The organism is Pumilibacter muris, from assembly GCF_943193045.1.
Taxonomy (GTDB): domain Bacteria; phylum Bacillota; class Clostridia; order Christensenellales; family Pumilibacteraceae; genus Pumilibacter; species Pumilibacter muris.
Genome location: NZ_CALPCN010000005.1, coordinates 21,863 through 43,884, shown reverse-complemented (window position 1 = coordinate 43,884; position 22,022 = coordinate 21,863). Strand labels below are relative to the sequence as shown.

Here is a 22,022-nt window from a genome sequence, read left to right as displayed (position 1 = left end):
AAAACGCGTTACGCAAACGCGAAAAGTATTCGCGAAATCGCGAGCACATACGGGAATTTAATTGACATTTTGTGTCGCTTTCGGGTATAATTAAAAAAGAAGGCGAATGCCGAGCCTAATTGTTTTATAGCTCCGTATTTGTCAACCGCTCGGTGTAAAAACGTGCCGCGCGGTTTTTCGCAGATTTTAGCGCCCGCGCCGTTCGGCGCGCAAGACTTTAAAGGACGAACCGAAGTATGTACAAAAAAGCAGACCCCAGCCAAGACGCAACTTTGCGCGAAAAAGAAATTATCGAGTTTTGGAAGAAAAACGACGTTTTCAACAAGACGCTTTCGGCTACCGAAAAAGGTAAGGAATTTTCGTTCTACGACGGCCCTCCCACCGCAAACGGCAAGCCGCACATAGGGCATATTCTTACTCGCGTTATGAAAGACATAATACCGCGCTATAAAACTATGAAAGGCTTTCACGTTCGCAGAAAAGCGGGGTGGGATACTCACGGGCTTCCCGTTGAGCTCGAAGTGGAAAAACAGCTCGGTTTCGACGGCAAGCAAGACATAGAAAAATTCGGGATAGAGCCGTTTATAGGCAAATGCAAAGAGAGCGTTTGGAAGTATAAAGGCGAATGGGAAAAAATGAGCGACCGCGTGGGATATTGGGTGGATATGGACAACCCTTATATAACCTACGACAATAACTATATAGAGTCCGTTTGGTGGGCGCTCAAAGAAATAGACAAAAAAGGCTTGATATACAAGGGACACAAAATTGTTCCGTATTGCCCCCGTTGCGGCACCGCGCTAAGCAGCCACGAGGTTGCTCAAGGCTATAAAGACGTTGAGGAAAAGACTTGCGTCGTTAAATTTAAAGTTACGGGCGAAGAAAACACATACATTCTCGCTTGGACAACAACCCCGTGGACTCTTCCTTCGAACGTTGCGCTTTGCTTCAACGCCGACTACGACTACGCCAAAATCGAAAAGGACGGCGTGCGTTATATTCTCGCGTCGGAGCTTGTGAGCAAGCATTTCGAAGGCGACTACAAAGTTATAGACGTTAAGAAAGGCAAGGAATACGAGCGCACTCGCTACGAGCCTTTATTTAACTATTATAAGAAAGAAAACAAAGATTGCTATTACGTTGTTTGCGACGGCTACGTTACTCTTTCGGACGGCACGGGCATAGTTCACATTGCGCCCGCGTTCGGCGAGGACGACGCGCAAGTAGGCAAAAAATACGATTTGCCGTTCGTTATGATGCTCGACGAAGCGGGCAAATTCAAGCAAGAGGCTACCGAGCTTAAAGGGGTGTTCTGCAAAGACGCCGATAAACTCATATTAAAAATGCTCAAAGAGAAAGGGCTGCTGTTTAAAGAGTTGATGTTTACACACAGCTATCCTTTCTGTTGGCGTTGCGACACTCCGCTTTTGTATTACGCGCGCAGCACATGGTTTATAAAAATGACCGAAGTGCGCGAAAAACTCGTTAAAAACAATTCTTCCGTTAATTGGATGCCCGAAAGCATAGGCAGCGGGCGTATGGGCAATTTCCTCGAAAACGTAATCGATTGGGGACTTAGCCGCGACCGTTACTGGGGCACTCCGTTGCCTATATGGGTGTGCGACAAGTGCGGCAAAACCCACGTTGTGGGAAGCCGCGAAGAGCTGAAAAAGCTTGGCAATATAAAGGGCGACATAGAACTTCATAAGCCGTATGTAGACGCGGTGGAGTTCGATTGCGGTTGCGGCGGCAAAATGCGCAGAACTCCCGAAGTTATAGACTGTTGGTTCGATTCGGGAAGCATGCCGTTCGCTCAATATCATTACCCGTTCGAAAACAAAGACGTGTTCGAAAAAACGTTCCCCGCCGATTTTATTTCGGAGGCGGTAGACCAAACGCGCGGTTGGTTTTATACGTTGCTTGCAATATCCACTCTTTTGTTCGATAAAGCGCCGTTTAAAAACTGCATAGTGCTCGGGCACGTTTGCGACAAAAACGGACTTAAAATGAGCAAACACAAGGGCAATGTGGTTGACCCGTGGTCTGTTCTCGATAAGCAAGGGGCGGACGCCGTGCGGTGGTATTTCTACACTGCGAGCGCGCCTTATCTTCCGAGCAGATTTTATCCCGAAGCAGTGTCGGAAGCGCAAAGAAAGTTTTTGGGCACTCTTTGGAACACATATTGTTTTTATATTCTTTACGCCGAAATCGATTCGTTTAATCCTACGCTTTACAAGCTCGAAAAGTGCAAAACCACAGTTATGGATAAGTGGATTTTAAGCGCTTTGAACACGCTCGTTTCTACGGTTGACGAAGGTCTTGCGTCGTATAAAATTACCGAATCGGCTCGCGCGATTGCCGATTTTACCGACAGCCTCAGTAATTGGTACGTTCGCCGTTGCCGCGAGCGCTATTGGGGAAGCGATATGTCGGACGATAAAATCGCGGCTTACATGACTTTGTATACTGTGCTCGAAACGCTTTCGCGCCTGTGCGCTCCGTTTACTCCGTTTATTGCCGAAAGCATATATCAAAACGTTGTGAGAAGCGTAAACGATAAGGCGCCCGAGTCGGTGCACCTTGCGCCTTTCCCCAAATGCGATAAAAAATATATAGACGCAAAACTTGAAAGCGACATGGCGGTTGTGCTCGAAGCGGCGACGCTCGGACGCAGCGCGCGCAACGCAAGCAAAGTAAAAAACCGTCAGCCTCTGTCGCGCTTGCTTCTTGCGGGCGAGGGAGCCGCGCGGCTTAGCGATTCGCTCAAAACAGTTATTGCCGACGAACTTAACGTTAAGTCGGTTGAAATAATAAACGGCGCCGCCGAATATGTGGCTTACGAAGTTAAACCTCAGCTTCGCACGCTCGGACCCAAATACGGCAAGCTTATAGGCAAAATAAAAGAGGCGCTCGCGGCAAACGGGGAAGCCGCCGTTAAAGGAACAAGCGGCGGAAAAACGTATAAACTCGTTTTAAACGGCGAAACGGTTGAGCTTTCCGCCGACGACCTATTAGTGAAAGTTGTTAGCAAAGAGGGCTTTTCGGCTGAAAGCGGCGAGCTTGTTACCTGCGTGCTCGACACCGCGCTTACCGCCGAGCTTGTGCGCGAAGGATTTATGCGCGAGCTTGTGAGCAAAATTCAGGCGATGCGCAAAGAAGCGGGCTTCGAAGTTACCGACCATATAACTTTAACTGTTGGCGGCGACGCCGAAATTATAGACGCCGTTAAAGGCTTCGGAAAAGAAATTTGCGCGGCTGTGCTGTGCGATTGCCTAACCGTGAGCAAGAGCGGCGAAAAAACGGATATAAACGGCAAAACCGCTTATATAGGCGTTAATAAAATATGACGGAAAACGCGCTGAAAGAAAACGCCGAAGCGCGCATAGGTTTGGCAAGCGGTTGGCACGATTACGAGGTGATTGCAACGGGCGACGGCGAAAAGTTGGAACGTTGGGGCAACGTGGTGTTACTGCGCCCCGACCCTCAGGTGATTTGGCGTTCGCAGTTTAAGCTAAACAAGTACGACGGATTGTGCGCGCGCTATGTGCGCAGCAGTTCGGGCGGCGGCTTTTGGGAAAAATACAAAAAATATCCCGAAGAATGGAACGTTTCGTACCGCGAGCTTAAATTTTCGATAAAGCCTATGGGATTTAAGCACACCGGTCTTTTTCCCGAACAAGCCGCTAATTGGGACGCTATGAGCGCGCTCATTAAAGGGTCGAAGCGAGAAATAAGGGTACTCAATTTGTTCGCCTACACGGGCGGCGCAACGGTGGCGTGCGCCAAAGCGGGCGCGTTCGTAACGCATGTGGACGCCGCTCGCGGAATGGTTGACAGAGCTAAAACAAACTGCGCACTGTCGCAAATTCCCGCCGACAAAGTTCGTTATATAGTTGACGACTGCGCAAAATTCGTAAGCCGCGAAATAAAGCGCGGCAAAACCTACGACGCCGTTATAATGGACCCTCCGTCTTACGGGCGCGGTCCGAGCGGCGAAACTTGGAAGCTCGAAGACTGCATATACGACCTCGTTAAACTTACTGCGGGCGTTTTGAGCTCGGCTCCGCTTTTCTATCTTATAAACAGTTACACAACGGGACTATCGTCGCTCGTTATGCGCAACATACTGTCGCTCGCTCTCCCGAAAGGCGAAACGCGCGGCTACGAGCTTTGTTTGCCCACTTCCGAAAAGGGAATAGTGTTGCCGTGCGGCAATTCGGCGCTTTGGCTCGGCGCTTTGCGCAAAACAAACATTACGGCGGAGAAATAGAATGCAAACCGAACCGATAATACTTTACGAAGACAATCAAATAATCGTTGCGGTAAAACCGCACAACGTTCCCACGCAAGCGGATTCGAGCGGCGACCCCGATTTTTTGAGCGCGATAAAAGAATACGTTAAGATTAAATACAATAAGCCGGGCAACGCGTTTATAGGGCTTGTTCACAGGCTCGACCGTCCTACGGGCGGGGTTATGGTGTTTGCTCGCAACAGTAAGTCTGCCGAGCGCCTAAGCGCGCAAATAAAAGCGGGCGAGTTCGATAAAAAATATTTGGCGGCTACGGTGGGCACCCCGCGCGACCGCAGAGCGCGGCTTGGGAATTGGCTTGTTAAAGACGAAAAAGAAAACGTTGTGCGAGTTGTTCCCGCAAAGTCGGAAGGCGCGAAGTTTGCCGAACTCGATTATAACGTGCTCGAATGTAACGACAAAATGGCTCTTTTGGACGTTAAGCTTTACACGGGACGAAGCCATCAAATTCGCGTTCAGCTATCAAACATAGGCGTTCCCGTTTTCGGCGACGCTAAATACGGCGGCGACACGCTTGCCAAAGGTTATAATCTTGCTCTTTGGGCGTATCAACTCACGTTCGCGCACCCCACAACCAAAGAGACAATGGTATTCAAAGTTTTTCCGCCGCTTGAAAAAACTCCTTGGAAGTTCTTTCAGGTGGAAAAATATATAAACACGGTAAAACCCGAATAAAACAATAGCCCTATAAGGGGCGAAGGAGAACACACAATGCTAATTTATCCCTCTGTTGAAAGTCTGCTTTACTATGCGCAGGCGCATCTTTTGCTCGACGACCTCGACGTGATTTGGGCGCGCAATCTTTTGCTTGACGAGCTCAAATTGCACGACTACGTTCAATACGAAGTTGACTACGACGCAATCGAAGCGCTCGACCGCCCCGACACCGTTTTGGAACCGCTCGTTGCTTACGCGGCGGAAAACGGAATTATTTCCGACGACAAGCGCGAATATTTTGCGGGCAAACTCATGAACATAGTTTCCAAACGTCCTGCCGAAGTAACCGACATATTCAACGATTTGCACCGCAAGAGCCCCGCGAAAGCTTTCGACTGGCTTTACGATTACGGCATTAAAAGCGATTATATAAAGCTTAGCAAAATAAACGAGAATATAAAGTGGGACGCGAAAGGAACGCGCGGAAAACTTGAAATCACAATCAACACCTGCCGCCCCGAAAAGAACAACAAAGAAACCGCCGAAGCGCTCAAATCGCAAAAAACCGAGTATCCGTCTTGCACCATTTGCAAAGAAAACGAAGGCTTTGCTTACGGTTCGCAAATTCGCACAACGCTTAGAACCGTTCCCGTAGAGCTCGGCGGAGAAGAATGGTTTTGGCAGTTCTCGCCTTACGCGTATTTTAATCAACACGGCATCGCGGTGAACAGCGAACACGTTCCCATGAAAGTTGACGCCGCCGCAATAGACAAGCTGTTCGACTTTATCGACTTTATGCCTAATTACTTTATAGGTTGCAACGCCGCGCTTCCGCGCGTGGGCGGTTCGGTGCTTACGCACGACCATTTTCAAGGCGGAGCTAAGCTCATGCCCATGCACAAAGCTCCCGCGCTTATAAAGCTTAAAAACAAAGAATATCCGTATATCGATATGTGCGTTGTGGATTGGTACAACTCCGTTCTTCGTCTTTCTTGCTCAAACCGCGAAAAACTTGTCGAATTTGTTCAAAAGGTGAACGGCGCTTGGGCGGATTACACCAACGAAAGCGTGAATATAGTAGCTAAAACCGACGAACAGCACAACGCGATTACTCCCATTGTGCGCAAATCCGACGACAAATACGTTGTTGAAATAATATTCCGCAACAACCGCACGAGCAAAGAATATCCCGACGGTATTTTCCACGCTCACCCCGAATATCAAAACATAAAGAGCGAAAGCATAGGGCTAATCGAAGCTATGGGACTTTTCGTTCTGCCCGGCAGACTTGCAAATCAAATTGCCGAAATCGAAAAATACCTAACCAAAGAAGAAAAATATTCGGAAAGCAAGCTTACGCCCGACATGGTTTGCCACAAAGCCATGATTGAAAAACTTTTGAAAGCGGCGGGAAGTTCTAAACTCAGCGCCGTTGAGGCAAAGCTCAACATTAAAGACGAAATAAACCGCGTTTGCGAAGAAATTCTTGTGAACACGGCTGTGTTTAAGCCCGACGAACAAGGCAAAGCGGCGTTCCTCAAATTCCTTTCCACGCTCGGCATAGAAGCTAAATAACTTTAATAAAATTTTCCAAACAGAAAAAACGTTTCGACGCGTATAAAACCGTCGAAACGTTTTTTTATACATACTTGCGCCCATTTACATACATTTCCAAAGGCAAAGGGTATTGACTGAATTGTATTTTCATGTTAAAATCCTGTACGAAAGAATAAATCGTGGCGTTAATAAGGGTGTTTAGGTATACGTCGGCGGACTTTGCCCGTTTAACGCCTACGGCAATTACAAACAAATCAGGAGGTAATGAAAAAACTATGAAAAGTAAGCTTTTGGCGGTATTGTTCGGAATTTTAATGAGTTTCAGTTTTACCGCGTGTTCTAAAAACGAAGGACAAGCTGTTCCCGACGCCGATTCTTCGCCGTCGGAAGAACTTCCCGTGCTTCCCGAAGAACCGGACGTTCCAGATTTGCCTTCCGAAGAGCAACCCGACGAACCGAACGAACCCGAAACGCCGGACGAGCCTAACGAACCCGAAATACCCGACGAACCGAACGTACCGAATAATCCCGAAACTCCGAGCGAGCCAAATAAGCCCGCCATTCCCGAAGAGCCTCCCGCGCCTCCCAAACCGCAAACCGACGACCTTGTTTCGAGTACGGTAAACGGGCTTAACATTCGCAGCGGAGCGGGCACCGGTTATTCGGCTTTCGGCACTCTCGACAAGTCCGACATGGCAATGCCTGTGCGAAAGGTAGGAAGTTGGTACGAAATTCAGTATAAAAACAAGCTCGGCTACGTTTCGTCGGCGTATGTAACGTCGGTAAGTTTCGAAAAAGGTTCCAACGCCATAGAGCGCGTTGTTGACGCAGGTAAAAAACTGCTCGGATTGCCTTATGTTTTCGGCGCTCAGCGCTACCACTGGGGCAACGGCGTGCTGAATACAAACTACGACGGAAAGAGTTACGATTGCTCTTCTTTAATGCAGTACATATTCAAAAAGGGCGCGAACGTCAATCTTGCCATGACTTCGCGCGAACAAAGTCTGCAAGGCAATTATGTGGCTAAAAAAGACATTCGCAGGGGCGACCTGTTGTTCTTTACAAACGCGTCGCGCTATAACAAAACGGGAATCGAACGCATAGGGCACGTTGCGCTTTATCTTGGCGACAACATTATTCTTCACACCGCTTCCGACCACGCGGTTATAGAACCTATGAGCGCCCAACGCCATGAATATTACATCACGGCAAGACGCATTGTGTAACGAACATACTATTCAATAAATAATTTTAAGACCGAGCGCGGATTCTTTCCGTTCTCGGTCATTTTTTATTTTCCGGCGGATAATCTGTTTCTTTATAAAAGTATTGATAGAGTAAGTCAACTTTATTTTTGAAATCACAATAATAAGCCAAGACTTACTATGTAATTTAAAAAAAGATATATAATTTGAATTAGGTAAAGTTAATTTGTTGCAAACTTTAAATGCCGAACTAAATACCATTGTTAAATTCAGATGACGGAACATAAAATCGACAATCGTTTATACAAAGAAAAAATAAACTATTATCTAAATAAAAGAAAATGGTCTATATTCGAACTCTCGCAACAAGCGGATATATCAGCCGCAACAATATACGAGTGGTATCACAATAAAAAGCGCCCCTCATTAACTAATATAACAAAAATATGCGAAGCGTTTAATATTACTTTGGCGCAGTTTTTTTCCGAAACTTCCGGCGAACACGCCACAGCTAATCTTTCGGAATTGTTTAGGTTTTGTAAAGATTTAAACTACGAAGAAGTTGACGCTATTTTGCAAATCGTAAAATACATAAACAATAATAGAAAAGAGAAGTAGCCCTCAGTTGGTTTCGGGGCTATTTATTGCTTGTTGCCGACATAATCCGCGCGGCTTGAACATATAAATAACCGACAACAATAAACGCAAAAGATAAGCCGCACAAAAGAGGAGAAAAAGAACACCAAAAAAGGCAGAGGATTTAAAAAATGAAAATGAAAAGATTGAGCAAGGTTTTTGCATTGTTGTTGTGCGTCGCGTTCTCGCTTACGGCGTTTGCGGGGTGCAAAAACAAAGAGGGAGAGGCGCGCAGCGCCTACGCCATAACTGCGGAAGTAAACACGCAAGACATGACCGTTGCCGCTTTGTGCGAAATAGATTACGTTAATCGCACCGAAGTGGAGCTTAGCGAAGTTTGGTTCCATTTGTATCCCGCCGCATACCGCGACGGAGCAAGCTTCACTCCCGTTACCGCCGCCGAAACGGGCAGCGCGTATCCGAACGGAATATCTTACGGCGGAATAGAAATAAACGGAGTTGCGGGCGGCGAATACGAAATAGGCGGCAGAGACGACGATATTCTTATTGTGAAATTGCCCAAAAGCATTATGCCGTCGGAACGCGCCAAAATCACCGTTGATTATAAGCTTAAATTGCCTAACATACGCCATCGTTTCGGATACGAAAACGACACCGTTAATCTTGGCAACTGGTTCCCGATTGAATGCGCTTACGAGGGCGGGTTCGACGATTCTCCGTATTACAGCAACGGCGACCCGTTCAACTTGCCGATTTGCGATTATAACGTTAAAATAACCGCACCCAAAGACTACACTGTGGCAATGCCTGCGCCAGCTACTCGCAACGAAAACGGCGAACAGGCAACCACGAGTTGTACTCTTGAAAACGCGCGCGATTTCGCGGCGGTGCTCGGAAAATTTCAAACCGTTTCGGGCAGTGTAAACAGTGTGAACGTAAACTATTATTATACTTCCGACGACAAAGCCGAAGAGCATTTGAAAGCGGCTTGCGATTCTCTTGAGTATTTCTCGAACAGCTTCGGCGCGTACCCTTACAAATCTTACAGTGTTGTGCAAACGGCTTTCAATCAGGGCGGAATGGAATACACGGGGCTTGTTTATGTTTCGGATGCGGCGCGCGACAAAATGATTAGCGAAGTTATAATTCACGAAACCGCTCATCAATGGTGGTACGGTATTGTAGGCAACAATCAAATTAAACACGCTTGGCTCGACGAAGCTCTTGCCGAATTTTCCACAACGTTGTTTTACAAAAACAATCCCGATTACGGCGTGAAATACGACGATAGAATTGCCGACGCTATGGGCGGATTTACTCTGTTTTGCGAACTCGGCAAAGTGTCGGATACTTCTATGGAACGCAGTCTCGGCGACTTTGCAAGCTCCACCGAATATACTTACATGACTTACGTTAAAGGTCAACTCATGTACGACAGCCTTATGAAAACTCTCGGAGAAAAGACGCTTGTTGCGGGGCTTAAAAATTATGCGAGCAAATGCGCTTACACAACCGCGCAACCCGATAATTTAATCGCTTGTTTGGAGCAAACGTCTAAACGCGAACTCAAATCGTTTATAAGCGGATTTATAGACGGAACAGTTAAGCTATACAGCATAAACTAAAACAAGAGGAAGGCGGCAAATGTTTATATTACTTAAAAGACGCAATATTCTTATAGGACTTTTGGCGGTGGCGCTTACGGTTGGATTGTGCTTTGCCGTGTCGGCAACCGCCACGAGCGCGTATTCGGTGCCTAAAATGGGCAAAACCATTATAATAGACGCGGGGCACGGAGGCGCCGACGGCGGCGTTGTGGGAGTTACAACGTCGGTAAAAGAGAGCGATATTAACCTTTCGATTGCCCGTTCGCTAAAACATTTTTTAAAAACCAAAGGTTACGACGTTGTTATGACTCGCACCACAACCGACGGCTTATACGGCATGACTACCAAAAACAAAAAGCTTAAAGACATGCAGGAGCGTAAAAAGATTATAGAAGACACGAAAGCCGATTTGGTTGTGTCGGTGCATTGCAATTCGTATCCCCGCCACGACCAAGTGGGCGCGCAAGTGTTTTACGCTCCCGGCAGCGAAGACGGCAAGCAAAAGGCGGACGCCATGCAAAATATTCTTAAAGCAACGCTCGGCACCGAAAGAAATGCGATGAGCGGCGACTACTTTATATTGCAATGCTCGTCTACGCCGTCGCTACTTGTGGAATGCGGATTTTTAACCACTCCGAGCGAAGAGAAAAAGCTTGTTTCCGCTTCGTATCAAGAGAAAGTCGCTTACGCTATTTTTACGGGTATACACACCATTCTCGGCGAAGAGGGCGTTTAACTGCTCAAAAAAGTTTTGACTCTAAAAAACTGTCGTTGCTGCGACAGTTTTTTTTATCGGAGCATTTGTTACTTTTGATTAGTTAAAAAATTGCGCGGTACAAATTTTGAAAACAGTTCTTGACAAAAAGTTTTAAAGGCATTATATTTATAAATGAAAACGGTGGAGGAAATCGAATTTGGTTCGAGGAAGGCTGACAAATATAACAAAAACTTACCTCAACGGCAGCGCGGAATGCGCCGCCCTAAAAGGGGTAAATCTTGAATTGCCCGATAAAGGACTTGTGTTTATCGAGGGGCGTAGCGGCTCGGGAAAAACGACGCTTTTGAATATTATTGCGGGAATAGATAAACCCACCGAAGGAGAGTTTACACATTCTTTCGGAGAGAATTATTGCGCAATGGTATTTCAGGATTTTCAACTTATCGATTTGCTTACCGTTCGCCAAAACCTCGAACTTGTGCCTAACATAATGTCGAACGCTAAAACCGATATAGTGGCAATGGCTGAAAAATACGGACTTACCGATATTTTGGATAAATTTCCTAATCAAATTTCGGGTGGACAAAAACAACGTGTTGCCGTTGTGCGCGCCGTTTTGGAAAACCGTCCTGTTTTGGCATGCGACGAACCTACGGGCAATCTTGACGAAGAAAATGCGAAGATTATCGCGTCTTTGCTGAAATCCGAAGCTAACGACAAGCTAATACTCGTTGTGTCTCACGATACCGAATTGTTCGCGCCTATTTGCGATGAGCATATTAAGTTAAAGAACGGGGTTATGGAAAAGGACGGCGAGAATATAGCGGAAAAAGACGGGGCGGAATGTATAGGCGCCGCGAATCCTTCTCGCAAAGTTAATATAGGTTTTAAGTCGCAATGTTTGCTTTCTTGGAAAATAGTAAGAAAAAGTCTTGCTAAAAATATTTTGCTTGCCGTTGCGCTCGTATTGTCTTTTAGCGTATTGTTTTCGGCGCTTAACGGATTGTTAAATACCGACGGACGGGTTATATACAATGTGCATCGGGCTGAAACAAACGGTAAAATGGAACTTGCGTTGCAAGACCCTTTATATTCCGACGGTTGGAACGCAATGGGCGAGTCGGATTATAAAGAGGTTGCCAAATACGGAGATATAGCGGCGCGGTTTGTTGATTCCGAACAAGAATTGGTTGACGGAAATAAATTGACAAGACTGTATGTTGCCGACAAATGCGAGCGTAAAATTCTTTGTGGAAATTCGAACACGGATAAAAATACGGTTCTTGTGTCCGATTATATTGCCGACCGACTTCTTGAATATTACGGTATTGGGAACTATTCGGATTTAATCGGAAAAAACGTTTTCGGAGATTGCGTGTTGGGCGGAATTTTTAAGACCGACGCAGTGCTTTCCTCTATTGACTTTTCGGATTATGCAGTGCAAAACTCCGAGCTTATGCTTTGCGAATTGCAAACCGCTTACGTTTCGCAAAGCGTGATTGACGAGCTTAACAAAAGTTCTTGGGGCGCGTGTTTGATTTTAAACGGGACAAAGGCTACGCCTTACTCGCCCGTTTATAGAGACAAGCCGAACGGAAAAATCGAATACGGCGAATTGAGAGAATTATATGCGGGCGAAGCGGGAATTTCGTTGGCTGTTGCGCGGCACTATACCGACGAACCGCAAGAGTTGCTTGGGAAAACTATCGATGTCGAATTTGTAAATTATCGAAGCGAAAGCAATCGCATTCCGTATTCGAGTTCGGTTTTTTCGTTTAAAGTTACCTATATATTTTCAGGGTTAGAAGCTTTAACGCTCAGTGCGGCGGATTGTGATGCGGTTCTCGAAAACTACGGCGGAAAATTTTACGGCAAAAACGTTTGGGGCGTGCGTTTAAAAAATTACACTAAAAGCGGAGTGGGTAAGTTGTTGAAAAAAGGCTATACCGATGCTTCCGCACTGTCGAGTAAAATAAGTAACGGAATAGAGTGGTTGAAACCGCTAACGTATATAGAACTTGCGGTTGGCGTTGTGTTGCTTATTATAACAACGGTAATTTTGTTTAACCATGTTGCGTCGGTAGTTGATAAAGAAAAACGCACGTTGGGAGTTTTGGTGTCGTTCGGGCTTAAAGTCAGGCAAACGGTATTTACTTATCTTTCCGGAACTATATGCATATTATTGGCGAGTCTTATGCTCGGAGCGGTTGCGGCGATTTTAGGAGTAATCGGAATAAACGCGATTATGCTTAAATTCCGAATAAGCAGTATAAAGGTTTTCTTTTACGAACCGCTTTCGGTTTTGTGCATATTTGCGATTTTTGCCGTGCTTATGTTGCTTATTTATTTTACAGTTGTGCGCAAACTACGCAAAAAACAAATTGTCGATATTATTTACGAAAGATAACTAAACCCCAAAAACTGTCGTTATTTAGCGGCAGTTTTTCTTTATTGAAGGGGAGAGTGTGTGAACTCCGCTTGTTTTCACTTGCAAGAGTAGCTGAGCGATTTCGTTTGCGGAAAAAACATAGGGCGGCATTTAAATGGGACGAGCCCGTTTTCTTTCTGCCGCAAAATTTAAAAGAGAATAAATCGGAGCAAAACTTCTCGCATTACCTGCTTGACTTCGGGGGGGGGGTATGGTATACTTAGTCTATAAAAATATAAAAAAACGGAGGGAAACTTATGAAAAAAAAGTTTTTACTCGCGCTCTTATCGCTCGTTTTGGTGCTTTTCTGTGCGTTCGGTTTTGCCGCTTGCGGAATCTTCGGCGGCTCGTCGGGCGGTGGCGTTAGCAATGGCGGGACTAACGGCGGCGGGTCAAGTTCAGACGTTGACGATAACTTGCCGAAAGTGGACACCGACGGCACCTTTATTTACACAGGCGCTTCCGTGAAAGCGGCGAATACCTCGATTTCGGGCGAAATTGTTATTCCTTCGGAGCACAACGGGACGACCATCGATACTATTCCCGCGAACGCATTCAAGGGGTGCAACGGTATTACTTCTATAGTGATTCCCGACAGCGTGACGTCTATCGGCTTGGGCGCGTTTAACGGCTGTTCTATGCTTAAAAGCATTACTCTGCCGTTTGTGGGAAGCCGAAAGGGGAACAGCGGCTCGAAAGAGGCGAGTTTCGGTTATGTTTTCGGCGAAAGTTCTTATCAAGGCGGAACAAAAGTTGAGCAATATTATGGTGGTGGTACTAGTAATTGGAGTTGGTTTTTTATTCCCTCTACATTGCGAAGCGTTAAAATCACAAACGAAACTGTTTTAAACTACGGCGCGTTCCAAAACTGCTCTATGTTAACGAAAATCGACTTAAACGATGGAATCGTTCAAGTCGGTGCAATTAGCTTTGCGAATTGCGAGAGAGTCGAAGAAGTCTCTTTGCCGAGTATTTCGATTATTCCGTCGTCTTTATTTAAAGGCTGCAGTTCTTTGAGCAAATTTGTAATCAACGGTTCGGTAGAGACCATAGGCGCGAGCGCATTCGCGGGATGCGGCGCTCTTTCGTCTGTCAATTCCGAAACCGCAGGAGAATTTATTGTTCCCGACAGCGTGACGTCTATCGGCTCGGGGGTATTCAACGGTTGCTATTTGCTTAAAAGTATTACTCTGCCGTTTGTGGGAAGCAAGAAAGGGAACAGCGGTTCGAACGATGCAAACTTCGGGTATATTTTCGGAACAAATTCTTATCAAGGCGGAACAAAGGTTGAGCAATATTATGGTGGCGGTACTAGTAATTGGAATTGGTTTTTTGTTCCCACTACATTGCGAAGCGTTAAAATCACAAACGAAACTGTTATAAACTACGGTGCTTTCCAAAATTGCTCTATGCTGACTTCCATTGCAATCAATGCGGGAGCAAAAAATAACGTAGGCGCAAAAGCATTTGTAAATACGGCTAATCCGACGTGGATTTAATCGAAAACAAAATAAAAGATAAATTTTAAAACGCGACCGAAAGTTTTGTATGGCTTTCGGGCGCGTTTCATCTTATTTCTTTTTAAAGAAGTTTTTATTCGTTATATGCGGGCGACACGTCGTAAGGTTTGCCGTTAAGCTCCTTTACGAACAGAGCGCGTATGTAGCCCTTTGCGGTTGAAGTGGAATGTACAAAAAACTGCTTGCCGTAATAATAGCGGGCAAGTTTATAGTATTTTGAATTTGTGTGAAGAGTGATTGCGGCAAAACCTTGCTCGTTGCAGTAATCTATCGCGGCTTGCAACAGTCCGCTTCCTACGCCCGCGTTGCGCACGGTGGGATTCACGCCGAAGCGGTAGAGGTAGGCGAGCTCGGGGCTTATGCCTTTAATGCGAACGCTGCCGAGAATTTTTCCGTCGTCGTCTTTCGCAACAAAAACGCAGTTGTTTGCAATGTCGTCCAAAACTACGGATTCGGGTTCTTCGAGAGCTTTGATTTTGCTTTGCGGTCCGACTTCGGCGGCATACAGCTTAAACGCCTTGCGCGTTATGTCGTTAATCGCGGCGGCGTCTTGTTTTTCGGCTTTTAAAAATCGAATCATACTTTCCTATTTGTTTTTCATCAGTAAATACATAACGGCTTTTTGCGCGTGCAGGCGGTTTTCGGCTTCTTCGAAAACTATACTTTGAACGCCGTCTATAACGCCTTCGCTAACTTCTTCGCCTCTGTGAGCGGGCAAACAGTGCATGAACACCGCGTCTTTCGCCGCTTTCGCCATAAGTTCTTCGTTTACCTGATAAGGCATAAGGGCGTTTACTTTTTCGGGCGATTTGTCTTGTCCCATAGAAAAGAACACGTCGGTGTAAATAACGTTACAGTCGCGTATTGCCTCTTCGGGGTCGGACGTTACCCACACTTTGCCCGATTTTGCGGCTGTGGCAACAATTTCTTCGTTCGGTTTGTAGCCTTCGGGCGAGCATACAACCACTTCCATGCCGACTTTCGCGCCGCCGAGCATTAGGGAATGAGCCATGTTGTTTCCGTCGCCGAAGTAAGCCATTTTCAGACCTTCGAGTTTACCGAAATGCTCGTATACCGTCATGAGGTCGGCAAGCACTTGGCAGGGGTGATATTCGTCGGTTAAGCCGTTTATAACGGGGCAGTTGCTGTATTTGGCGAGTTCCTCAACGTCCGATTGCTTAAACGTTCTAATCATTATGCCGTCTATTCCGTATCGGTTCAATACGAGAGCCGTGTCGCGCACCGTTTCGCCGCGACCGAGTTGAATGTCGCCCTGTTGCAGCACGAGAGCGGAGCCGCCGAGCTGTTTTATTCCTTGCTCGAACGAAACGCGGGTGCGCGTGCTCGATTTCGAGAATATCATTGCGAGCGTTTTATTTTTAAGATAGGCGTGTTTTTTGCCCGCGTGTTGTTTCTGTTTTAGTTTTATCGCGGTAAGAATTATTTCGTATATTTCGTTCACCGAATAGTCGGCGAGAGTGAGCATGTGCTTATTGTATATGCTTCCTTTGGTTTTATATGCGCTTATATCCATTGTGGGGGAATCCTCCGAATTTTAAATTAAAAAAATATTATAGCACGGCTTGCGCCGTGCCGTCAACAAGCTTTAACGCTTTTTATAATTTGTGTCGCGCCGCTAAACGTTTGTGCGCGCGAAAAGTTCCATAAGCTTGTCGCAAGCCGTGTCGATTTCTTCTTTACTAATCGTGTAGGCGGGGGCGAAACGCAACGTGTTATTTCCCGCAGTGAGAACAATAACGCCGCTTGCCGCCATTTTGCCCACTATTTCGGTGTTTTTAACTTTGTCGGTAAGATTTACGCCAACCAACAGACCTTTGCCGCGCACGTCGTTCACAAAATTGAATTTTTTAAGTTTGCTGAGTTTGCCCATAAGATATTCGCCTTTTTTGGCGGCTTCTTCGAGTAAACCGTTTTTTAGTTTATCCACTATAACGTTAGCCGCAGCGCACGAAAGGGGATTGCCGCCGAACGTGGTTCCGTGTTCGCCGGGCGCGAACGCAACCGCCGCTTCGCCGCGCGCCAAAACCGCGCCTATTGGCACTCCGCCGCCCAAACCTTTGGCAAGCGTTATAATGTCGGGCTGAATGCCGTAGTGCTCGAACCCGAACATTTTGCCCGTGCGCCCCATTCCCGTCTGAACTTCGTCTATCGCAAACAAAATGCCTCTGCTTTTGGCGAGGGCGTAGGCGTTCACAATATAGTCGTAGTCGGCGGGAAGAACTCCGCTTTCGCCCTGAATAACTTCCAAAATAATGGCGGCTGTCGTGTCGTCGGCTTCGTCTTTAAGCGCCGCAAAGTCGTTATACGGCACATGCGTGAAGCCTGCGGGAAGCGGGGCGAACGGACGCGAATACTTTTCTTGACCCGTAGCCGTAACCGTAGCTATTGTTCTGCCGTGAAAAGAGCCGTTCGCCGTTATAATCTTAGGGCGGTGCTCGCCTTTTTTATAAAAGTGTTTGCGTATCAGTTTAATTGCGCCCTCGTTCGCTTCGGCGCCGCTGTTGCACAAAAAAACTCTGTCGAAAATAGTTCCGTCTAAAAGTTTTTCGCAAAGCTCGGCTTGCGGAATGTTGTAGTAAAGGTTAGAAACGTGAATAAGCTTGTGCGCTTGCTCGCAAATCGCTTGCGTAAGCTCGGGGTCGTCGTGCCCTAAGCAGTTCACCGCTATTCCGCCGCCCATATCTATATATTCATTTCCCGCAACGTCGTAAAGCTTGCTTCCTTTGCCGTGCGTAAAACATATATTTTGCCGCGCGAACACCGTCATGTAGTTTTTGGCGTCCAGCTCTTTTATTTCTTTAAATTCCATTATATACTCCGTTTGGGTTGTTGCTAACTACTAATCGGGTATAACCATTGTGCCCACGCCCGAATCGGTAAACAGTTCGAGCAGAATAGAGTGGGGAACGGTTCCGTTCAGTATCAGCACGTTTTTAACGCCGCGCTCGATTGCCTCTATGCACGAAAGCGCTTTGGGCACCATGCCGCCGCGAATACGCCCGTCTTTCGTCATTGCAAAAAGAGCCGACGCGGTAATTTCGGGAATAAGCGAACGGGGGTCGGATTCGTTTTCGCGCACGCCGTCAACGTCGGTTAGGTACAAGAGCTTTTCGGCGTGCATAGAGCCGCCTATTGCGCCTGCGGCTGTGTCGGCATTTACATTATATGCGCTTCCGTCGCTTCCTACGCCGATTGTGGCAATAACGGGAATATATCCTTTTGCAATAAGCGTGTCGAGAACCGAAGTGTTTATTCCCGTTATCTTTCCGACATAGCCGTAGTCGGTGCCGCTTTCGTCGCCGAACTTTTCAACGGTTATAAGCCCGTTGTCTTGTCCGCTTACTCCGAGCGCCTTAACGCCCATTGTGCCGAGCGCCGCCGCAATGTTTTTGTTAAGCTTGCCGAGCGCCATCTGCACAACTTCCATAGTTGCGGCGTCGGTTATGCGCAATCCGTTTTCAAACCGCGACTCTATGCCGAGCCGTTTTAAAAGCGAGTTTATTTCGGGACCGCCGCCGTGCACCAAAACGGGATTAACGCCCACTATTTTAAGCGTGGCAACGTCTTGCATTATGGTTTTTATAACCGACGGATTATTCATTGCGTTTCCGCCGTATTTGATTAAAATCGTTTTACCGCGATAGCGCGAAATATACGGAAGCGCTTCCGTTATTATTTTGGCGCGCTCAATAAGTTCGTTTTGCTGAAAATCGTTCAATTTTATTTTTTCCTTATTTGCGTTTATTATAGGCAGGAGCCAACAAGGGGAAGCCCCTCGTCTTCTTTTAGCCCGAACATTATATTAAGATTTTGCACCGCCTGACCTGACGCGCCTTTCAAGAGGTTGTCTATTGCCGACACAATAATAATTCGTCCGTTTTTGCGGTCGAGTTTGTAGCCGAATGCGCAAACGTTGCTGTGAGTAACCCATTTGAGTTCGGGCAACACGCCTTCGCCGAGTGGAACGGCAAACTTTTCGTTATTATAAAGTTTATACGCCTCGTCAACGTCGCGCGCTTCCGCACTTTCTGAGAGGTAGGCGTAAACAGTTGCGAGTATGCCGCGTTTTGTAGGCAAAAGGTGAGGAGTGAAGCTTACGGATATTTTTTTTCCGTTAAGGCTGAGTTTTTCTTCTATTTCGGTGGTGTGGCGGTGAGTGGTTACGCCGTATGCCTTAAAATTTCCGTCGGTTTCGCAAAAATTATATGCAACGTCCGCTTTTCTGCCCGCGCCCGTAACGCCGCTTGCCGCGTCTATTATTATTCCGTCCGATTTTATCACGCCGAACTTTATAAGCGGATAAAGCGGCAAAATAGAACAGGTGGTGTAACAACCGGGATTTCCCACAACGTCCGCTTTTGCAATTTCGGAACGGTTGATTTCGCAAAGCCCGTAAACCGCGCTTTTGTTAAGCTTGGGGCAAGGGTGCGTAACGCCGTAGGTTTCTTCGTAAAGTTGAACGTCGGTATAGCGGAAATCGGCGGATAAGTCTATAACCTTAACGCCTTTTTTGTTCAGCTTTTCGCACACCGCCGCGCTTGCCGAATGGGGCAACGCCGTAAAAATCACGTCGGAATTGCTTGCAATGGCGTCGGGGTCGGGTTCGTCGAAAAGCCTGTCGCCGTATGCAAAGCCGAGCGCGGGATAGAGCTCGCGCAGCTTTGTGCCCGCGTTCGAGCGCGACGCCGCATACGATAGGGTTAGCTCGGGGTGGGAATGAATGAGTTTTAACAGTTCGAAACCCGTATATCCGTTGGCGCCTATAATCGCCGCCTTAATCATTAAAGTAGTCCTCCGAATGGTGTTATACACATAATTATACAATGAAATGAATATTTATGCAAGTATTTTGGCGCGGGTTTTGCATAAATTTGCAGGGCGCGCAAAATTTGACGTTGAAAAGATAATTGTTTAATAATTTGCGCACATTTTTTTGTTTTGCTATTGACAAATTTTGCGGCTAATGTTATCATAAAAATATAAATTATTCCTAAGCATTATGATAAAAAACTGCCTTGCCTTTTATATAGCGTGAGATATACAAAACGAGGTGAGAGTCGTGAAGAAAAGATATTTCGTTATAACAATTTTATCGTTGCTTCTTGTTTGCGGAGTTGCGGCAATTTTAGGTTGTTCTCCTTCTCGTGATGTGTTTTATACGGTGGAATATAAGGCGTCCGACGGCGGCGTGGTTAGCGGTGAAACGATACAACAAGTGAAAAGCGGGGAAAGCACAACGGGAGTCGGTGCCGTCGCAAACGAAGGGTACGAATTTGTGAGGTGGTCGGACGGAAAAAACGATTCTTGGCGATGGGAAGACGGGATAACGGATAATCTGTCGTTTACCGCCGAGTTCAAACTCCGCGAAGTTTTTGTAAACTACGAAGCGGGGGAAGGCGGCTATATAAGCGGCAAGACTCATCAACCGATGCAGTACGGAGAAGACGGTGAAGCCGTGCAAGCAATTCCGCTCGGCGGATACAAATTTGTAAAATGGTCGGATGGTAACTCGGACAGTATACGCACAGATTATAACATTAAAACTAATATTACGTTTACGGCGGAATTCGAATTTTTGTACGACGGCGGCGAGGGTACGAAAGAAAATCCTTTCGCTATAAACACATATCAACAATTAAAAGATATGCGCGCATATCCCAAGCATTGTTATATTCTGAATAGCGATTTGGATTTGTCGGGAGTCGAACACGAGCCTATTTTTGCATACGAAAATGAATTTAGCGGGACGTTTGACGGAAACGGGCATGCAATTAAAAATCTTTCCGTTAGTCAAATGAGCCGTTTTCGTCATTGTTCGGAATTATAGGTGGCGGCGCCGTGCGCAACCTAACTCTTACAAATTTTGAACTTACCGCATGTGATAATGGCACTACCGATTATGCGGCGGGAGCTGTTGCGGGTGTGGCATATGGCGATTTGGAGAATATAACCGTGAGCGGAAAACTCGCAGTATCCGGAATGTATAGTCCGAAAATATTTGTAGGCGCTATTGCGGGCTATTCAAGCGGAAAGATTATAAATTGTAATGCAAATATAGCAATCGAGTTCGAAGAAAGTCAAGGCGCTGTTACTCAATCCGCCGCGCAAAACGACTTGCTTGAATTGCGTTCGGACGCAAGCGTAAACATAGGCGGAATTGCGGGCGGTAGCGCGAACTCAACAATAAAGAGCTGTAATGTAACGGGAAAGATTGATGTTAAACAAGCTAATCGGTCGGTTTATGTTGGCGGAATTGCGGCGAGCTATATAAACGACAGTGAAGGGCATATCGCATTTATTGGAAATTGCGAAACAGACGTAGAAATTACGGGGTTAAATATCAATGTGTCGGCGGGCGGGCTCATTTGTTGGCTAAAAACGGAAAATACTTCGAGAGTAATTGTGCTCGAATGTGTTACAAGAGGCAAAACGGAAGCATATAATGCTGCGGGCTTTATATATAAAATACCTAACGGCATTGTCGATATATACGGTTGCCATGTTGACGGCAACGTAGTCGCCGTAAGTTATGCGTCGGGTTTTTTAAATGACGCAACAAATGTAAGACTCACCGATTGTTATGTCGCGGGAAATGTAGAAACGACTGAAAAGGGAAACGGCGCGAGAGGCGGTTTCGCATCGGGATTTTTTTACAGGCTCGAGAAGAATTCGGAGCTTAAACTTTGCTATGTATCCGGACAAGTTAAGGGAGCGAGCGCTTTCGGTTTTGCTTTCACGGGGTTTGATTGTAAATTAGATAGGTGCTATTCTTCGGGAGACGTAACAGCCGATTTGCACGGCGCGGGCTTTGTATTTAGTCAAATTAGAGGAAAAATACAAAATTGCTATTCTGTGAGCAACGTGCATAGCTCTAATACCGACGCAAATGCGGGGAGAACTTTAATAGCGGGGTTTGTAATGGCTATTCAAGATTCCGATTTGTTGAACTGTTATTATGGCGGAAACGTTACGGGAATTGTTTATGCGTCGACTTCTGCAACGTCTGAACCTATGATAGGCGCTTTTATAGCTGTAACCGATAACACCAATATAATAAATTGTCATGTTTTACATGCGGAAAAAAGTTTTGCGCCCGAAGTTATAGGACGGAAAAGAAATAGCGAAACGGTAACGATTGATTTAAAGGTGTACGACAAAGCTTCGGATATGCTCATGTTGGCGGAAGCACTCAACGGCAATTCGGGCGATGTAATTTGGGTAAACCGTGCAAACAATTTTCCTCAATTATATTTTGTTAAGAGTTAGAAAAGCGGTTTTAATAAATTATGTTTATTTTGGTGCATTTATGATTTGACGAAGGGAACGGCAAATGATATAATGGTGCATATATAGCGAACGGTCGCGCGGCTAACCCGACGTTTGGTGTGCGGCGCTTGGAGTT

The 22,022-nt window shown here is 46.3% G+C and carries 17 protein-coding genes; 12 read left to right on the top strand and 5 right to left on the bottom strand.

Annotation, left to right across the window (positions count from 1 at the left end; genetic code table 11):
• Nucleotides 1-236: 236 nt before the first annotated feature.
• The 10 genes from ileS to NFR62_RS06885 all read left to right on the top strand — a co-directional run bounded on the left by ileS (nucleotide 237) and on the right by NFR62_RS06885 (nucleotide 14,578).
• On the top strand, nucleotides 237-3,347 hold the full coding sequence (gene ileS, locus NFR62_RS06930; protein WP_251616591.1) for an isoleucine--tRNA ligase: 3,111 nt from the start codon (nucleotides 237-239) through the stop codon (nucleotides 3,345-3,347).
• Complete coding sequence (locus NFR62_RS06925) at nucleotides 3,344-4,270, top strand: class I SAM-dependent methyltransferase (protein WP_251616588.1); 927 nt, start codon at nucleotides 3,344-3,346, stop codon at nucleotides 4,268-4,270. Before ileS ends, NFR62_RS06925 begins: the two co-directional genes overlap by 4 nt.
• A gap of 1 nt (nucleotide 4,271) precedes the next feature.
• The gene (locus tag NFR62_RS06920; protein ID WP_251616585.1) at nucleotides 4,272-4,985 is read left to right on the top strand and encodes an RluA family pseudouridine synthase; all 714 of its coding nucleotides are present in this window, start codon (nucleotides 4,272-4,274) and stop codon (nucleotides 4,983-4,985) included.
• Between the two features lie 36 nt (nucleotides 4,986-5,021).
• The gene (locus NFR62_RS06915) at nucleotides 5,022-6,542 is read left to right on the top strand and encodes a UDP-glucose--hexose-1-phosphate uridylyltransferase (RefSeq protein WP_251616582.1); all 1,521 of its coding nucleotides are present in this window, start codon (nucleotides 5,022-5,024) and stop codon (nucleotides 6,540-6,542) included.
• Nucleotides 6,543-6,799: 257 nt separating this feature from the next.
• A complete protein-coding gene (locus tag NFR62_RS06910) occupies nucleotides 6,800-7,750 on the top strand; it encodes a C40 family peptidase (protein WP_251616578.1) in 951 nt (316 codons plus the stop codon).
• 252 nt (nucleotides 7,751-8,002) lie between these two features.
• Entirely contained in the window at nucleotides 8,003-8,347 is a 345-nt protein-coding gene (locus NFR62_RS06905; protein WP_251616575.1) for a helix-turn-helix domain-containing protein, read from the top strand.
• Nucleotides 8,348-8,496: 149 nt separating this feature from the next.
• A complete protein-coding gene (locus NFR62_RS06900) occupies nucleotides 8,497-9,951 on the top strand; it encodes a M1 family metallopeptidase (RefSeq protein ID WP_251616573.1) in 1,455 nt (484 codons plus the stop codon).
• Between the two features lie 19 nt (nucleotides 9,952-9,970).
• Nucleotides 9,971-10,669: an N-acetylmuramoyl-L-alanine amidase gene (locus NFR62_RS06895; RefSeq protein ID WP_251616571.1), complete on the top strand. Its 699-nt coding sequence runs from the start codon at nucleotides 9,971-9,973 to the stop codon at nucleotides 10,667-10,669.
• Nucleotides 10,670-10,847: 178 nt separating this feature from the next.
• Entirely contained in the window at nucleotides 10,848-13,058 is a 2,211-nt protein-coding gene (locus NFR62_RS06890) for an ATP-binding cassette domain-containing protein (RefSeq protein ID WP_251616570.1), read from the top strand.
• A gap of 278 nt (nucleotides 13,059-13,336) precedes the next feature.
• A complete protein-coding gene (locus tag NFR62_RS06885; RefSeq protein ID WP_251616568.1) occupies nucleotides 13,337-14,578 on the top strand; it encodes a leucine-rich repeat domain-containing protein in 1,242 nt (413 codons plus the stop codon).
• Nucleotides 14,579-14,672: 94 nt separating this feature from the next.
• On the opposite strand, the gene NFR62_RS06880 is transcribed toward NFR62_RS06885, so the two are convergent.
• The 5 genes from NFR62_RS06880 to argC all read right to left on the bottom strand — a co-directional run bounded on the left by NFR62_RS06880 (nucleotide 14,673) and on the right by argC (nucleotide 19,402).
• On the bottom strand, nucleotides 14,673-15,179 hold the full coding sequence (locus NFR62_RS06880; RefSeq protein ID WP_251616566.1) for a GNAT family N-acetyltransferase: 507 nt from the start codon (nucleotides 15,177-15,179) through the stop codon (nucleotides 14,673-14,675).
• 6 nt (nucleotides 15,180-15,185) lie between these two features.
• Nucleotides 15,186-16,133 (bottom strand): ornithine carbamoyltransferase, encoded by a 948-nt coding sequence (gene argF, locus NFR62_RS06875; RefSeq protein ID WP_251616564.1) that lies wholly within the window; start codon nucleotides 16,131-16,133, stop codon nucleotides 15,186-15,188.
• A 102-nt stretch (nucleotides 16,134-16,235) separates the two neighbouring features.
• Entirely contained in the window at nucleotides 16,236-17,429 is a 1,194-nt protein-coding gene (locus tag NFR62_RS06870; protein WP_251616562.1) for an aspartate aminotransferase family protein, read from the bottom strand.
• A gap of 30 nt (nucleotides 17,430-17,459) precedes the next feature.
• A complete protein-coding gene (argB, locus tag NFR62_RS06865) occupies nucleotides 17,460-18,338 on the bottom strand; it encodes an acetylglutamate kinase (protein ID WP_251616559.1) in 879 nt (292 codons plus the stop codon).
• A 26-nt stretch (nucleotides 18,339-18,364) separates the two neighbouring features.
• Nucleotides 18,365-19,402 (bottom strand): N-acetyl-gamma-glutamyl-phosphate reductase, encoded by a 1,038-nt coding sequence (argC, locus tag NFR62_RS06860; protein ID WP_251616553.1) that lies wholly within the window; start codon nucleotides 19,400-19,402, stop codon nucleotides 18,365-18,367.
• Nucleotides 19,403-19,679: 277 nt separating this feature from the next.
• Here argC and NFR62_RS06855 point away from each other — a divergent pair, with 277 nt between their 5' ends.
• Nucleotides 19,680-20,447 carry an InlB B-repeat-containing protein gene (locus tag NFR62_RS06855; RefSeq protein WP_251616550.1) on the top strand — a complete coding sequence of 256 codons (768 nt, stop codon included), beginning with the start codon at nucleotides 19,680-19,682 and terminating at the stop codon, nucleotides 20,445-20,447.
• Entirely contained in the window at nucleotides 20,432-21,886 is a 1,455-nt protein-coding gene (locus tag NFR62_RS06850; protein WP_251616547.1) for a hypothetical protein, read from the top strand. The genes NFR62_RS06855 and NFR62_RS06850 overlap by 16 nt, the downstream gene beginning before the upstream one ends.
• Nucleotides 21,887-22,022: the final 136 nt, after the last annotated feature.

Bases quoted from the DNA above. Each gene is read 5' to 3' on its own strand.
- ileS (WP_251616591.1), top strand. From the start codon at position 237: ATGTACAAAAAAGCAGACCCCAGCCAAGACGCAACTTTGCGCGAAAAA.
- NFR62_RS06925 (WP_251616588.1), top strand. From the start codon at position 3,344: ATGACGGAAAACGCGCTGAAAGAAAACGCCGAAGCGCGCATAGGTTTG.
- NFR62_RS06920 (WP_251616585.1), top strand. From the start codon at position 4,272: ATGCAAACCGAACCGATAATACTTTACGAAGACAATCAAATAATCGTT.
- NFR62_RS06915 (WP_251616582.1), top strand. From the start codon at position 5,022: ATGCTAATTTATCCCTCTGTTGAAAGTCTGCTTTACTATGCGCAGGCG.
- NFR62_RS06910 (WP_251616578.1), top strand. From the start codon at position 6,800: ATGAAAAGTAAGCTTTTGGCGGTATTGTTCGGAATTTTAATGAGTTTC.
- NFR62_RS06905 (WP_251616575.1), top strand. From the start codon at position 8,003: ATGACGGAACATAAAATCGACAATCGTTTATACAAAGAAAAAATAAAC.
- NFR62_RS06900 (WP_251616573.1), top strand. From the start codon at position 8,497: ATGAAAATGAAAAGATTGAGCAAGGTTTTTGCATTGTTGTTGTGCGTC.
- NFR62_RS06895 (WP_251616571.1), top strand. From the start codon at position 9,971: ATGTTTATATTACTTAAAAGACGCAATATTCTTATAGGACTTTTGGCG.
- NFR62_RS06885 (WP_251616568.1), top strand. From the start codon at position 13,337: ATGAAAAAAAAGTTTTTACTCGCGCTCTTATCGCTCGTTTTGGTGCTT.
- NFR62_RS06880 (WP_251616566.1), bottom strand. From the start codon at position 15,179: ATGATTCGATTTTTAAAAGCCGAAAAACAAGACGCCGCCGCGATTAAC.
- argF (WP_251616564.1), bottom strand. From the start codon at position 16,133: ATGGATATAAGCGCATATAAAACCAAAGGAAGCATATACAATAAGCAC.
- NFR62_RS06870 (WP_251616562.1), bottom strand. From the start codon at position 17,429: ATGGAATTTAAAGAAATAAAAGAGCTGGACGCCAAAAACTACATGACG.
- argC (WP_251616553.1), bottom strand. From the start codon at position 19,402: ATGATTAAGGCGGCGATTATAGGCGCCAACGGATATACGGGTTTCGAA.